The sequence below is a fragment of the Runella limosa DSM 17973 genome (assembly GCF_000482465.1).
Lineage (GTDB): Bacteria > Bacteroidota > Bacteroidia > Cytophagales > Spirosomataceae > Runella > Runella limosa.
In genome coordinates, this window is the sequence record NZ_KI519427.1 from 101,468 (window position 1) to 115,674 (window position 14,207).

The window sequence follows — 14,207 nt, forward strand, 5'->3', positions numbered from 1 at the left end:
AAAATTGTGGAGGAAGTTCCACACATTGAGTAAACGGTAGGAAGAAAAAAGGAAGTTTTATTCCTCAAACGACAATTTCCAAGCGCCACGGAGGTCGTTGAGAGCGTAGCCTGTGGCTTTGTCGAAACGGTATTTTTCCTTGATGGTAGAAAGCGTTGCTGAATTAATGTCCGATTTGGGATTGCCGTGGCATTGGAGGCAAGTGGGCATCGCTACCCGAATCGGTTTGTAGTAAATAGTGCCTTTGGGTGTTTGGAGGAGGGTATCTTTGGGAGAATTGGCCGAAGCAAATGATTCCAATAATTTGCGTTCAAAGAGTGATGCCGCATTTTTGGGATTACGATTTTTGACCGAAATCCGCTGAATACGAACTTTGTATTTCTTCGACAATGAATCGGTCAGGGGCATAGCGCGTTCGCTACAAAAATCGACGGCGTAGTCGGAACCTCCTTTTTGAATCGCTCCTAATAAGTTACGCACAAGTACTTGTTGGGCTTGAAGGCTGAGGGAGTCACCCAGTTTTCGGTAATCAATGGGCGCCTGCGAACTCGGTTGAAAAGCCGTGCTGACGATAGCCATAACAAACAATAATCCTGCCGCAAATACCGATTTCATAGGAGATGATTAGTTAGAGTTCTTTTTCGGAGACGCAATTTTATACAAAACCCAGCCGAAGCCCGCTATCAAATGTAGCATAACAAGACCAAAGAAAAAAGCAGCCATAGTTGTAGGTGTTTAGTGTGCTACAAAAATGTGCTGTCTTGTAATAAAAAACTGTGACATTGGTCACCCCCAGGTCAGACGATAGTCAGACCGATAGATGCAATCTCCAGCTACTTGTGTGATGATTAAGTCAGATTGCCAGTACAGATACGTCTGACTCAATCATCGCACAATAGGTCTGACTGCCGTCTGACCTATATATCATACAAATACTTGATTTTAGATTCGGAAATTACTTGGTAGGATTCCTTGTAAAAGCTATCCTGTTGAATACCAATTAAATCAAACGCGGGTTGTTTGCTAACCAATGTACCATTCCGTAACCCTAAATAATCCCTAAACGAACTAAACTCCCAATCCTCTATTTTGGTGCAAAGGTTGGCTACAAATGGATTCTGATGTATGTAATGAAAACATACGAAAGGGTAATTGTTGGTTGGCTTCTCACCTTCGCTTTCTAAGTTTTTGAATTTCGTTTTTTGGCGAAATAAAGAGCCTGTTCTGTGGTATTTCTTGTTAAATTCGTTGGCATATCTGCTGAGTAACAGCCTGAAACTATTATTTAAAACTGTGCTGGTCAATTGTCCTAGCTTAACAGGTTCTATTGATTTTTGAGTCGTATTGATTAAAAAGTGAAAGTGGTTGGGCATCAAACAATAGGCCACTATTTCACAATGGGGAAGTATCTTTTCTCTGACGTGTCTAAGAAATTGAACATAGTCAACTTTGGTGTGAAAAATGATTTCTTGGTTGTTGCCTTGGTTATATACATGATACAGGCGTTCGGCTAAAACTTGCATACAGTGAATAGTTGAAATTTGGTCAAATTCAGACTATTACTTGTTTTATAAGTCACTCTGGCTAGGGTAGTGTGAGTGACAAGAGTCAGACTCGGAGTATATAGTTAATTATCGTCAGTCTGGCTATTAGGGCACTGTCGGTCTGACTATCGTCTGACTTGGTCAATAATTCAGATTATTCACTGTATGATGGGTTATTCTGGTGTGAGTGGTGAGAGTCAGACGATAGTCAGACTCGGAGTATATAGTCTAATTATCGTCAGTCTGGCTATTAGGGCACTGTCGGTCTGACTATCGTCTGACCTTGTCAAACACCCATTTCATTTCCGTCGCAATCTGCCGACAGCGAGCGTCGTAAGTTGCGGTTTCTTCGGGGGTATCGTCCGAAACTTTGGGGTCGATGTACATAATCGGTAAGCGTTTTTCGGCTCCTGGAATATAGGGACAATTGGCCTCGGCGTGGTCGCAGGTCATAATTGCGGCAAATGCACTGCTTGGATTGGGAGCTTGGTCATAGACTTTGGAGAAGGCGTTGATGGGTTGCGACAAATCATCAAAACTGATTTCGTAAACGGGATTGTCAGATTCAGTAGTTTTTGTTACTTTCAATCCTGCTCGCTCAAAAGCTGCAATCGTACGAGGATTGCAGGCGGTGGTTTCTGTTCCTCCTGAAAAACAATATACATCTTTAACCCCAAAATAGGACGCTGCCACCTGCGCCCATACTTGCCCTAAATGGCTACGACGAGAGTTGTGGGTGCAGATAAACGTCATATTGATAGGCTGTTGAGCGTCTGTTTTTGCTTTGATGTAATCTGTCAAAGGCTGTAAAACGGCTTGGCGTTCGGCGGATACTTCGTTGAGGTTCTCAAAGTAAGTGTTTAGTTGGGGAATCATGGGTGAAATTTGTGGGTTTGTTTGAGGGCATAATTGACAAATAAAATCAGGACAGGTACTTCAATCAGCGGCCCAATGACTGCTGCAAAGGCCGCCCCAGAATTGATACCAAAGACCGCAATCGCTACGGCAATGCCCAACTCAAAGTTGTTGCCCGCTGCTGTAAAAGCTAATGAAGTGGATTTGGCGTAATTGGCTCCTGCTTTTTTGGAAAGATAAAAAGCAGATAAAAACATAATGCCAAAATAGAAAGTCAGCGGAATCGCAATCCGAATAACATCTAATGGAATCTGGACAATGAGTTGGCCTTTTAAGCTAAACATTACCACAATAGTGAGTAGTAAAGCAATGAGTGTCATCGGGCTTATTTTGGGTAAATAGACTTCCTCAAACCAGTCACGGCCTTTTAGAGCGGTAAGGCCATAACGAGAAATAATGCCCAGCAAAAACGGAATACCAAGGTAGATAAATACGCTTTGAGCAACTTCCCCAATAGTGATACTCACTTCGTAGCCTTGCAGCCCAAATAACGGTGGCAAAACCGTAATAAATACCCAGGCATAAACTGAATAAAAAAGCACCTGAAAGATACTGTTGAAAGCCACCAAACCAGCCGCATACAGACGGTCGCCGTTGGCGAGGTCGTTCCAAACGATGACCATTGCGATGCAGCGGGCTATCCCAATCATAATCAGCCCTGTCATGTATTCGGGCTTATCAGGTAAAAAAACAACCGCCAGACCAAACATCAACAACGGGCCAATGATCCAGTTTTGGACCAATGACAACGCCAGAATTTTGGTGTTAGAAAATACCTTGGGAAGTTCCTCGTAACGTACTTTCGCCAGGGGTGGATACATCATCAAAATTAGGCCAATGGCTAGGGGCACGTTGGTTGTACCTATATTAAAATGATTGATAACCTCCTCGGATTTAGGAAAAAAATAGCCAATTCCTACGCCAATAACCATGGCTAAAAATATCCAAAGGGTGAGGTAATTGTCTAAAAATGAGAGTTTTTTGTTAGCCATAACAAGTGGTCTGTTGGAGAATACGTTGGTTTGTGCAAATGGTAGTGTCCCATCAAGTGTACAGTTATCAGCGACACCAACGGGTGGAACGTGGTCGGCTTTGGTGAGTAACCCAACAGGAGCGACAGTGAGCAGTTCAGGTTTGGTAAGTATTAACAACGCCACAGCCCAAGGCAAGTCATTTGACTTTGTGTATTTGGTAAATGGATGCCTAGATACAATAAGAGTGATTGTACCAGTATGTTCGGCACCTTGCGTAGAATCAAGCGTGACTTTGACGGATTCACCAGTTTGTTCACAGGATGTACAAACTTATAGCTTTACATTTAGCGTGACCAACAAATTGGGCATAGTGAAGGTGGATAAAGGAACGTTAACAGGAAATAACCCATACACTGTATCGGGAATTCCATCGGGTCAAAGTGTGAAAATTACGGATAGCTTGAGTGCAATTTGTAAATCAGATACTACTATTGTTGGCCCTAACTGTAACTGTAACCCTCCTGTTCCAGTGTTGTTGGCATCAAGTATGACAGCGTGTATCGGTGATACTTTCCCGACACTGAAAGCAACAGTTGTTGGCTTAGCGACTGTCGAGTGGTTTAGCCAATCGACAGGTGGTGCGGTTCTATTCACGGGGTTGAACTACAAACCAAGCGGGACGGTAGCTGCTAACACAATCTACTACGCTCAGGCCCGCAGCACAGACCCGACCTGTTTAACGGCAGTGAGTACGAGCCGAGTACCAGTTACAATCAATGCGCAAAACTGCTTAGTAGAAGTTGATTTGGCTTTGAAGAAGCTGATTAGTAAGAAAATCGCTCAAGTAGGCGAAGAGCTAACTTATACCATCAAGGTCTATAACCAGTCGGCCAACGGAGCTACCAACGTAGCGGTAACAGATACATTGCCAACGGCTGTACAATATGTTGCCAACAGTTTTGCTCCCAATCGAGGGACTGCTACCCTTACAGGTAATGTAATAAACTGGTCAATTGGAAATATTGCTGCCAACGGTGATACCGTAACGCTCACTTACCGCGTGAAAGTCTTGCAGCCTGGTTTGTACTTCAACAAGGCTGAAATTACGTCGGCAGGTGAAAAAGACGTGGATTCAACCCCAGGCAACAACCAAGATGCCGAAGACGATTTGGATCGTCAATGTTTTACCGTGCCAATTCCATTGTGTAGTGGAAGCAAAGTAGAAGTAAGCATTGGAACCAACTACACGGGCGTGAAATGGTTCAAAGATGGTCAAGAATTGACGGCTTTGGCGGGTCAGCACGTGGTATTGTTGGATGCCGTAGGAAATTACACCTATACGGCCACCAACGGCGGATGTCCAACGGGAGGATGTTGTCCAATCACCATCCAAGCGGGTACTAACTGCTGCTCAGACCAACTTTGTGTGCCATTTACGACGCGTAAAATTAAGAAGTAATCGTGCGTTGGGGTTGCTCACAACCCCAACGAGCATCCGATTGACAAAAGATAGTTTTCATAACGTTGAGTAAGAAGAAAAAAACAGCCCGTCAGCATTGCCGACGGGCTGTTTCGTATAAAAACTAATCTGGAAATAGTAAATTTTATCCTTTGGGCTTAAAGAAAGATTGGAGCAAATCAGTACCCAAATACCCCATGAGCGTACCATACGGCACCATGGTTTGCCACTGCGATTTGATGGGGCAAGTGCCAGTGACGCAGCCGATTTCTTTCCAATACCAATAGCCAGCGATGGCCCCGACGCTCGCGCCAATCCACGCCCAGTTGAGGTTACTTAACTTCTTCATAAACGGTTTCTTCGTTGTTTAATAAGGCCAACTCATCATTCCTCCCGAGAGGTTATAGACCTTTTCAAAGCCCATATCACCCATCAGTTGGCAGGCTTGACCGCTGCGATTACCACTACGGCAATAAACAAAATATGTTTTGGTTTTATCCAATTTAGCAATGTTTTGTTGAAAATCCATTCTCATTAGGTCGATGTTTATCGCCCCTTTGATGGCTCCTGAACGTACTTCGGCGGCTGTTCTTACGTCGATTATTGCGGCGTTAGGCGTTTCTGATAGTAATTGTTTGAACGTAGAAGCGTTTACGTTTTCGTAATTTTTCTTGGTTTTAAAAAAGCTAAACATGGCTTTGAGGTGTTTAAGATTATGAATGTATGGTACAAAGGTCAGGAAGAAAACAGGCGAAAAGCGTGATATTTGTTACACATGAGTAGAAATCGTGCTAAAATAAACTTAGAGCAATGTTAAACTCGAACGAAAAAAACACAAACCCCATGAAATCCGCCTTATCTTTGCGTTTTGTTTTTGGTCTTATAGCTCTCTTTTTCAGTTGTACTATGTCGCGTTCTCAAACCGTCATTCCTCTTTGGCCCGATGGACAAATTCCCAATGACCTAAAAAATCGTAGCATTCAGGAAAAAATCGAAGTCGGAAATGACGGAGTTTTGCGCATTAGCAACATTGTGCTACCCACGCTGTCGGTCTATATGCCCGAAAAGCCGACGGGTGCAGCCGTGGTAATTTGCCCAGGTGGGGGGTATCGCATCGAAGCCTCTGGCCACGAGGGTGTGGACGTGGCGCAGTGGTTTAATAGTTTTGGGGTAACTGCGTTTGTGTTAAAATACCGATTGCCTGACGATGCACTTTGGGCCAACAAACACGAAGTAGCGCTCCAAGATGCGCTCAAAGCCATGCAATTGGTGCGTACCAATGCTACCAAATACAAAGTTGACCCCAATCGCATTGGCATCATGGGTTTTTCGGCAGGGGGGCATTTGGCCTCAACCGTAAGTACGCATTGGCAATCAGCACCCTCGATGACAGGGTTAAAAAACCTCCCCAATGCCGAAATATGCAAGCCCAATTTCTCAATTTTAATCTATCCAGTTATTAGTTCGGGGCCTTTCAAACACGCAGGTTCGTTTGAATTGTTGTTGGGTAAAAACCCGTCTGCCGAACAAATGGAATATTATTCTAGCGAAAAGCAGGTGAGTGAGAAAACGCCTCCTACGCTTTTGGTACATGCCACCGACGACAAAGGTGTACCCGTAGAAAACAGCTTGATGTACTACGATGCCCTAAGAAAATATAAAATTCCTGCTTCGATTTTGGTCTATGAAAACGGTGGGCATGGTTTTGGTTTGGGCAAAAAACAAAAAGGCTCAGTCAAACATTGGCCCGACGGCTGCCAAGCATGGATGGAAGGAATGGGGCTGCTCGAACCCAAAAATTAGGCATAAAACGGAGGAGCACACGTGAATATTTTTGACAACGTGTGACTTTTATAGCACTTCTTGCAACTAATACTTCAAAACACATTAAGCCTTTATTGTTGTGGCAAAAGTTTCGTTGCAGGAAGAATTTTTACGGCTAATCACTACCCAGCAAAAGCTAATTCATAGCCTTTGCGGCCTCTATTTTTCCCAAAGCGAAGACCGAAAAGACATGTTTCAGGAAATCGTTCTTCAGCTTTGGAAGTCATTTCCTTCGTTTAAAAACCAGTCGAAAGAATCCACTTGGATTTACCGAATTGCGCTTAATACCATCTTTACGAAGTTGAGAAAGGATAAGGCGCGCCCGAAAAATGAACCTTATTCGGACGATGTGTATCAGATTTCGGAGGCAACAAGTTCACTCGAACTAACGCAAGCTACCCAAGAACTTTACGGGGCGATTGAGCAACTTTCCGATTTGGATAAGGCCATCATTACGCTTTATTTGGAAGAATATAGCTACGACGAAATCGCAAGTATTTTGACCTTGAGCCGCACCAATGTCAGTACCAGAATCAATCGAATTAAAGTGAAACTCGAACGGCTTTTAAAAACCAATGGCCATGAATTTAGATGAATTAAAACCACTGTGGGAGTCTTACAAAACGCAGGTAAATGACCAGTCGGAGTGGAGCGCTTCGGAGCTTTCGCAACTCATCCAAACCCGCCCCGCGCCAGTGCTTTGGTACCAAAGAGCCCAACGGCCTTTGCTTCACTTTTGCGTAAGTTGTTTTCTGATGGGCATTACTTCTGGTTGTTAAACATATAACCCTTTTTTACATGTTGGTATATATCATTTGGGATATTCATCCCGACCTCATCACTATTGACCTTTTGGGAAAGACTTTCCCGATTCATTGGTACAGTTTGTTGTTTGCTTTTAGCTTTTTGGTAGGAAAATCGCTGATAACTTTCATTTTTCAAACCGAAAAAGTGGATACGACCAAAGCGGATTCGTTGTTAGTTTATGTGGCAGTTGCTACCGTCATCGGTGCTCGTTTGGGGCATTATTTGTTTTACGAATGGGAGCTTCTTTTTTCTCAACCTAAGGAATGGTTATTATCGTTAATCAGCCTACCATTCTTCGGGTTGGCCAGCCACGGGGCTATAATTTCCATTGTATTGGCCTTGATTCTTTATAGTCGGAAGGCAGACAATCCTTCGTTTTTATGGTTGGCCGATCGGGTAGTCATTGCGGTTGCATTGGGTGGAGCATTGATTCGAACTGGAAATTTGTTCAATTCCGAAATTTATGGCAAACCTACGGACGTGCCCTGGGGGTTTGTTTTTGTCCACGAAACCGACTTTCGCTTATTGCCCCTCGTTCCCCGCCATCCTACCCAACTCTACGAAGCCTTTTTCTGCCTATTTTTATTCGCATTGACTTTTTATTTATGGAAACAAAAAAGGCAAGTGCTGTCAGAAGGGATTATTTTAGGGTTGTTTTTGGTGTTGCTTTTTGGCTTTCGTTTTATGGTCGAATTTCTTAAAAACTCACAGGAAAATTTTGAAAATGAGATGGTTATTAATATGGGACAATGGCTCAGTCTGCCAGCTATTTTGATGGGTTTCTTTGTGCTGGTTTATGCCCAGAAGCGACGAGTGACTGCTGCGTCAGAGACGCAAAACCGATTTTGACCCAAATTGTAGTTTGGGTCAAGGCAACAAAAAAGCCCCGCTTCGGCGGGACTTTTTTGTTGAAAACATCTATTACTTTGGCTTACGGAAGCTTCACTACTTTAAGTGTAGTGTGCTTGTCCGAAGTAGAAACTTTCAAAAGATAAACGCCCGTTTCGAGTCCTTTGGTTTCCATCTCTTCTAAGTGCGCGTGAGTTTCAGCCACAAACGAGCGACTTAACACTTCACGGCCTGTAACGTCCGTCAAGATGGTTTGCACCGATTGCCCTTTGCTATTTTGCACTTTTAAGCGAAGAACGTTTGAGATTGGGTTAGGCATCACCATTGCAAAAGCCCCGTTTGTCATCCCGTAGGGATCTAAATCCGTCGCTGCTCTCGCTGCCCCAATACCTACACCATCTTTCGATTGGATACGGAACCAATATTCTTGGTAAGCAAGCACGTTGCCTTGGGCCTTACGGGTGGCGGGGTAAATACTTCCCCAGCCTTTCATATCCCAATAGCGAATACCTAACTTATACAATCCTTTTGGTAAACCTGCGTCATACATGTTTTGGCCGCTTCCATTGTCTTGGTAGAATCCATAGGCAGGGTGGTTTTGGGCATAAAGTTCGGTCCAGCCCTCGCGGTTGGCGTACATAAAATAAGGGGCATTGTTTTCGTGGGTGTTAAACGAACGAACCACGCCCATTTCAGGAGTTGCTAACATATCAAACGTCAACGAGCCATCTGTTCCTAAGCCGCAAGCTTCCACATTGATGGTCCAGTAGCGGGGCGCGATTTTATTGGCATTTTCCACAAAATACAAAGTCGGGTTTTGCTGCGTACTTTGTTCCAGTTCTGGACCGCCGTCTCGTGTGATAAACTGGCTCGTCCATGCCGAACGGTCGTTGGTTTTAACGGCCGATTTCGACTCTCCAATGTTGATGAGTGTTACCACGAAAGCATTCCAGTAAACGTCGATTCGTGCGCTTTCGGCACTTTGGCATCCTCCTTCAAAGATACATTTCGCCCAGTAGGTTTGTTTGGTTACATTGTTAAAAGAGACCTCAAAACTTGGCGTAGTCACTCCAGTATTCCAAGAAGTAGTACTTCCCGCTGGGCAGTTGGCTGATATAGTTACGGACGTTCCCATACACACAATCTGCTGAGATGCAGTAACTACAGGGGCAATCTGAGTAGGCGACACTGTAAATGTGACTACGTTACTTTTCTCACTTATACAGCCGTTTTCGGTTTGACAACGGGCATAATAAGAAGTAGTTTCGGTAGGAACTGTGGTAGGTAAGTTGGGCAATGCGGTATTGGTAGTAGCATTGTACCAAATGGTTTTTAAGCTACCACAAGTTGACTGACCACTGAAGCTTGCAGAAGAATTGCAACTTCCTGTGGCAGATAATGATGCTGTAGGAGCGGCTGGGATGGTCACTAATTTTAAGCGCATTACTCCAGATTCGCTTTCGACGCAAGAACCAGTTCCACCAGCTTGGCGGCAACGGACGCGGTAGTTGTGAAACTGATTGTCAATCAATGCTTGAGGGGTGACAGTGCTATATTCGCCACCATCGACCGAATAAAGAATGATTTCGCCCGTGCCGCAAGTCGCGTTGAATGTGAGCGCGTTGGTTGAAGTACTACAGACTTCTTTCGTCTCGCCAGCGGCTACGGTTACTCCATCTACTAGCAAAGATACATTTTGCGGAACAGCAGCGCGGTAGTTGATGGTCAAGGTGTACGTTCCTGTCACGGTTGTTGTACAAGTCACGTCCGAACAAGCCGCTTGATAGCGGTGGGGTTGACCGTTAGACGGTTGAGACACAGGGGCTGTGGTTGACCAATCCCCCCAAGCTCCGCTACCCACCTGAACGCGCCAAAACGTTGAACCCGAAACGCAAGCTGTTGAAACCGAAAACTGCAAACTGTTAACAGGATTACTGTCAGCGTCACAAAGTTCGAGTGTTTTACCTTCTTCCAATGGAATGCCCACGTAAGAAATCGCCACGGAAGGCTTGGTATTTACTTTAATCGTACCAGCGCCATTTGCAACGGCACAAGTATTGCCCGTAGTCACGATGCTGTAATTTGAGCTACCACTATTAGCAGGTGTACCGCTAATGGTAAGTAAGTTTCCACTGAGCAGGCTTGTGACGCCGTCAGGTAAACCAGTTACTGTAGCGTTCGTGGCTCCACCTCCTAATGTGTAAGTAATGGGTGTAATAGAACCTTCTAAACAAATAACTTGGTTTTCTGTAGCACTCGCCGAAGTAAGCGTCAATGTATGAACTGGGTTGACGGTAATAGTTCCTGTAGCAGTGACTGCTGGAGAACAACCGCCCGCAGTAGTTACGGTATAATTGAACGGACTACCCACAGCGGTGGTTGGACTGCCACTAATGGTAAAGACCCCTGCGTTAAAACTTCCCGTTACGCCGTCAGGGAGACCTGTTACGGTCGCACCCGTTCCACCGCCACCGATGGCGTAGGTGATTGGTGTGATGGCCGTCGTTGCACAAAGGGTTTGTACATTGCTACCTACTGCCGACGAAAGGGCAATCGTTGGGTCGGCACAAAGGTTTAATCCGATAAGAATTGGATCGTGATCTGAAGAGCGGAAAACATCATTGCTGTACAAACTTGTTTGTTGGCCTGCCGTTTTGTTTTCAGTGTTGTAATCCAAAGATGTGGGCTCGTCGGCATTGATGTGCCATTTTTCTGCGCCTGTTACTTGGCCTGCTATCGAAGCGTTTCCTACTGCATGGTCTAATGAACCAAACTCTCCTCCAAACAAATAAGAATAAGAAGTAGGACTCAACAAGTTGGTATAACCTCCCGTAGCGAGAGCGGTCATTGGGTCTTCTTTGGCATACGCATTAAAGTCACCAATGAGTAAATAATCGGGGTCGTTGGTGTTTGTTGGTTTTGTCGCTAACCAAGCTAATAAATCTTGAGCTTGGCGGGTACGAGTGCCATTGGAGAAACCTTGCCCGTCGATGGCATCACCATCACCTGGCTGATTAGAGCTTGAACCTTTAGACTTGAAGTGGTTGACAACCAACGTAAAAATTGCGCCGTTTGATTTTTGACGAATGGTTTGTGCCAAAGAACTACGGCCAACAGGAACGTATGAGCCCGAACCATAGCTTAGTGGAATGGCTGCTTTATCTAATAATTCTACCGCTGCAGGTTTGTAAATCATACCAACCGTAATTTGGTCGGTTGAAATATCACCTGAGTTAACAAATTCATACGTGCCACTTGCAGTGACGGCGTTTAGGCCATTCACAAGGTCTTGGATTGCACTTGTTGAAACACTGCCATCGTCTTCTAGCTCCATCAAACCAACCACATCAGCACCGCTTGTTACGATTCCGTTGATGATTTTGTCCCGTTGACGGTTAAATTCATTCAAATTATCAGCACCGCGCGAAGTCGGGAATCCTCCTCCAGCGCCATTGCCATTAAAGTAATTGAGAATATTGGCACTTCCTACTTTAAGCGTCGCAGCTCCCAACGAAGGAGGAGTAGCAGGACGAGCATTTGTCGCTGTAAAGTTGGGGCTTGTTAACGTTTGAATGCGATACCCTTCAAAACGGTGATCGAGTACGCCAGCCACTTCATTGATTTCATCGCCCGTACGGAGTGTATTTGAAGCACTCAATGGATTTCCACCTCTACCAAAAATGATAGGGTCGGGATAAGAGCCACTGCGGCCATCATCCAAAATAATGATACGCTTGGCATTTTCGGCTTCGTGAGCCGCGTAGCCTGCGGTACTCGGAGTGTTGAATTGCGTATATTGGTCAAGGCGAGCATCGGTGCCAGGTTGGTTGTTGCCTCCGCCCGATGAAAGCGTCAACTGACCGTATTGACCAAGGGTGTAATTGTCCGTAACGGCTAGGTTACCCGACGCAGCTTTAACAACCACGCGCATACTTTCATAGCGTTCCCAATCGGAGGCATTGGCGATGGGTAATTCTACAGTGACAGGCGTGGGTAACGCATTGCCTGAGCTAACGATTGAAATAATTGGGTTCGTCAATTGGGTGAGGCTACTGGCCGTTCCCGAGGTATATTCGGCCACAGTTCCAGAAATACACACCAAATCACCTACGTTGACATCGCGGTAGGTTGTTCCCGTTCCTTCAAACACAAAAATACCTTCTGCAGTAGCAGGGTCGGCGTCTTGGTCAGCATCTTCTTCTTGAACATAGAAACCACCCAGTCGGGTATCACCACTAGTGTTTTGGAAGTCACTAATGACTATCCCACGAATTACTTGAGTGCCTGTCAACGCCGCACTTGTTCCTGTCCCTTGAATAGCAGAGATTTTTGTTGGGGACGAACAATCAACGTCGTCGCTTATAATTGTCCCCATACCTTGCAAATCAGTCATGTTAGCATTTGCCGAAACATTGGTAATGTTCACATAGAATGTTTCTGTAGGTTCAGCCTCCGTATCTCCATTGATTGTAATGTCAAACGATTTACTCGTTGCGCCTTCTGCGATTGTTTGGCTCGTCAGGGACAAAGCCACATAATCGTTGTTAGCAGTTGTTGCGGTGTTATTGGCAGTAACAATGTCAAAAGTAACTCCCCCAGCAGGGGCTGGACGCGATAGGCTAACCGTAAACGTCATTAGTTTAGTACCTGCATCTCCTTCGACAACGATGGCATCGTTGATGGTTAGATTGGGGATAGTACAGTTATTGGCAGCACTTGAGCTGTTGCGTGGATTGGGTGAACCTGCTACAAAATCAGCTGCGTTGTTATTGTTATCAACGCAGCCATTTGATTTACGTGCCACTGCATTGGCATTACTTGGAGCAGGTGTGGCTCCTGAACCTTCATATAAATTTACGCCTGAGCCAAATCCAACTAAATCTAAGATTAAAGCTAACTGATCGACACTACATGAAGTGCTTCCACCGCATCCCAAGTTGGTTGTAGAATTTACTAAGGCAACTTTCCCAGCCGTTGCCGACATGGCAATCGTTCCCGTTGCATCAGGTGTTGGTAGGGATACTGTTCCACCGCTTCCCTGCGCTTGCTGAATTAGATAGTATTTGCCTGGGGCAATTGAACCAGAAAGGTTAGTTCGGAATGTAAAGTTGCCACCTGAACTTGCGTATTGAATAGAATAATTCGTTAAATCAACGGTTGTACTTCCTGAATTGAACAACTCAATGAAGTCATTCGTTAGAGTAGCGCCCGAATTTCCTCCGCCTCCATATACTTGACTGATAACGACTTGGCTTTGGGCAAACTGCCCTGCACAAAGCAAAAATAAGAGTGGAATAACGTGCCTGAAAAAACGGGATGAATAACGGTGTAAATGTTGAAGCATAATTATAAATTGGTTTTTGTATGTGAGAAATGATTCAATGTTGGTGAACTAAGCTGGCCACGAAATTACCCACTACGACATTACCAAAATGTTATATTTGGGATGGCGCACTTTTCTATAGAACATCCCAAATATACAACAGGTTATGCGCACTTTTGAGATATATACGTAGCATATTTGCAAAAAAGTACCCAAAAGGAAGTCTTAATTTATTCCTTTTATTCAATATTCTTTGAAAAAATCAACCATTTATAAAAATATAAACATTGGTAAAAAAGGTTCTTTTCGCTGCATGGCGATTTTTACTGCTTTGTGTATGTTTAATTAGGAAAAAATATGTTTCGTTTTTTTATTTTAATGTATTGATTATCAGTAAATATACGTAAGTGGTTTTCCGTAATTAGTAAAAATAAAAACGGGTTATTAGGTAAAAAAACGCATTTTTTATTTTCCGTATTTCCACTCTAAAAATTTAGGAGGTTATCAGTGAC

General features: G+C 44.4%; 12 protein-coding genes. 5 read left to right on the plus strand and 7 right to left on the minus strand.

Features of this window, described 5'->3' with window-relative positions; translation table 11 throughout:
• Positions 1–57: 57 nt before the first annotated feature.
• The 4 genes from K339_RS0126635 to arsB all read right to left on the minus strand — a co-directional run bounded on the left by K339_RS0126635 (position 58) and on the right by arsB (position 3,451).
• The gene (locus tag K339_RS0126635) at positions 58–615 is read right to left on the minus strand and encodes a Tll0287-like domain-containing protein (RefSeq protein WP_028526325.1); all 558 of its coding nucleotides are present in this window, start codon (positions 613–615) and stop codon (positions 58–60) included.
• A 302-nt stretch (positions 616–917) separates the two neighbouring features.
• Positions 918–1,523 (minus strand): transposase, encoded by a 606-nt coding sequence (locus K339_RS0126640; RefSeq protein WP_028526326.1) that lies wholly within the window; start codon positions 1,521–1,523, stop codon positions 918–920.
• Positions 1,524–1,814: 291 nt separating this feature from the next.
• A complete protein-coding gene (locus tag K339_RS0126645) occupies positions 1,815–2,420 on the minus strand; it encodes an arsenate-mycothiol transferase ArsC (protein WP_028526327.1) in 606 nt (201 codons plus the stop codon).
• Positions 2,417–3,451, minus strand: a complete 1,035-nt coding sequence (arsB, locus tag K339_RS0126650; RefSeq protein ID WP_028526328.1) for an ACR3 family arsenite efflux transporter — start codon at positions 3,449–3,451, stop codon at positions 2,417–2,419. The genes K339_RS0126645 and arsB overlap by 4 nt, the downstream gene beginning before the upstream one ends.
• Here arsB and K339_RS0126655 point away from each other — a divergent pair.
• Entirely contained in the window at positions 3,441–4,892 is a 1,452-nt protein-coding gene (locus tag K339_RS0126655) for an Ig-like domain-containing protein (RefSeq protein WP_157607757.1), read from the plus strand. The two genes, arsB and K339_RS0126655, sit on opposite strands and share 11 nt — an antisense overlap.
• 145 nt (positions 4,893–5,037) lie before the next feature.
• Here the strand turns inward: K339_RS0126655 and K339_RS0126660 are convergent, their stop codons facing one another.
• Positions 5,038–5,241, minus strand: coding sequence for a DUF6132 family protein (locus tag K339_RS0126660; RefSeq protein WP_028526330.1), 204 nt, complete (start codon positions 5,239–5,241; stop codon positions 5,038–5,040).
• 18 nt (positions 5,242–5,259) lie between these two features.
• Positions 5,260–5,586, minus strand: a complete 327-nt coding sequence (locus K339_RS0126665; RefSeq protein WP_028526331.1) for a rhodanese-like domain-containing protein — start codon at positions 5,584–5,586, stop codon at positions 5,260–5,262.
• A gap of 149 nt (positions 5,587–5,735) precedes the next feature.
• Between K339_RS0126665 and K339_RS34945 the strand changes: the two genes are divergently transcribed.
• The 4 genes from K339_RS34945 (at position 5,736) to lgt (ending at position 8,372) form a co-directional block, all read left to right on the plus strand.
• Positions 5,736–6,695 carry an alpha/beta hydrolase gene (locus tag K339_RS34945; protein WP_037302032.1) on the plus strand — a complete coding sequence of 320 codons (960 nt, stop codon included), beginning with the start codon at positions 5,736–5,738 and terminating at the stop codon, positions 6,693–6,695.
• A 100-nt stretch (positions 6,696–6,795) separates the two neighbouring features.
• Positions 6,796–7,311: an RNA polymerase sigma factor gene (locus K339_RS0126675; RefSeq protein ID WP_051398276.1), complete on the plus strand. Its 516-nt coding sequence runs from the start codon at positions 6,796–6,798 to the stop codon at positions 7,309–7,311.
• Positions 7,298–7,495, plus strand: coding sequence for a hypothetical protein (locus tag K339_RS0126680; protein WP_028526333.1), 198 nt, complete (start codon positions 7,298–7,300; stop codon positions 7,493–7,495). The genes K339_RS0126675 and K339_RS0126680 overlap by 14 nt, the downstream gene beginning before the upstream one ends.
• A gap of 19 nt (positions 7,496–7,514) precedes the next feature.
• Positions 7,515–8,372, plus strand: a complete 858-nt coding sequence (lgt, locus tag K339_RS0126685) for a prolipoprotein diacylglyceryl transferase (protein WP_028526334.1) — start codon at positions 7,515–7,517, stop codon at positions 8,370–8,372.
• A gap of 82 nt (positions 8,373–8,454) precedes the next feature.
• On the opposite strand, the gene K339_RS36260 is transcribed toward lgt, so the two are convergent.
• Positions 8,455–13,716, minus strand: coding sequence for an ExeM/NucH family extracellular endonuclease (locus K339_RS36260; RefSeq protein ID WP_051398277.1), 5,262 nt, complete (start codon positions 13,714–13,716; stop codon positions 8,455–8,457).
• Positions 13,717–14,207 lie beyond the last annotated feature (491 nt).

Excerpts from the sequence above, each read along its gene's own strand:
- K339_RS0126635 (WP_028526325.1), bottom strand. The coding sequence starts at position 615 with ATGAAATCGGTATTTGCGGCAGGATTATTGTTTGTTATGGCTATCGTC.
- K339_RS0126640 (WP_028526326.1), bottom strand. The coding sequence starts at position 1,523 with ATGCAAGTTTTAGCCGAACGCCTGTATCATGTATATAACCAAGGCAAC.
- K339_RS0126645 (WP_028526327.1), bottom strand. The coding sequence starts at position 2,420 with ATGATTCCCCAACTAAACACTTACTTTGAGAACCTCAACGAAGTATCC.
- arsB (WP_028526328.1), bottom strand. The coding sequence starts at position 3,451 with ATGGCTAACAAAAAACTCTCATTTTTAGACAATTACCTCACCCTTTGG.
- K339_RS0126660 (WP_028526330.1), bottom strand. The coding sequence starts at position 5,241 with ATGAAGAAGTTAAGTAACCTCAACTGGGCGTGGATTGGCGCGAGCGTC.
- K339_RS0126665 (WP_028526331.1), bottom strand. The coding sequence starts at position 5,586 with ATGTTTAGCTTTTTTAAAACCAAGAAAAATTACGAAAACGTAAACGCT.
- K339_RS34945 (WP_037302032.1), top strand. The coding sequence starts at position 5,736 with ATGAAATCCGCCTTATCTTTGCGTTTTGTTTTTGGTCTTATAGCTCTC.
- K339_RS0126680 (WP_028526333.1), top strand. The coding sequence starts at position 7,298 with ATGAATTTAGATGAATTAAAACCACTGTGGGAGTCTTACAAAACGCAG.
- lgt (WP_028526334.1), top strand. The coding sequence starts at position 7,515 with ATGTTGGTATATATCATTTGGGATATTCATCCCGACCTCATCACTATT.
- K339_RS36260 (WP_051398277.1), bottom strand. The coding sequence starts at position 13,716 with ATGCTTCAACATTTACACCGTTATTCATCCCGTTTTTTCAGGCACGTT.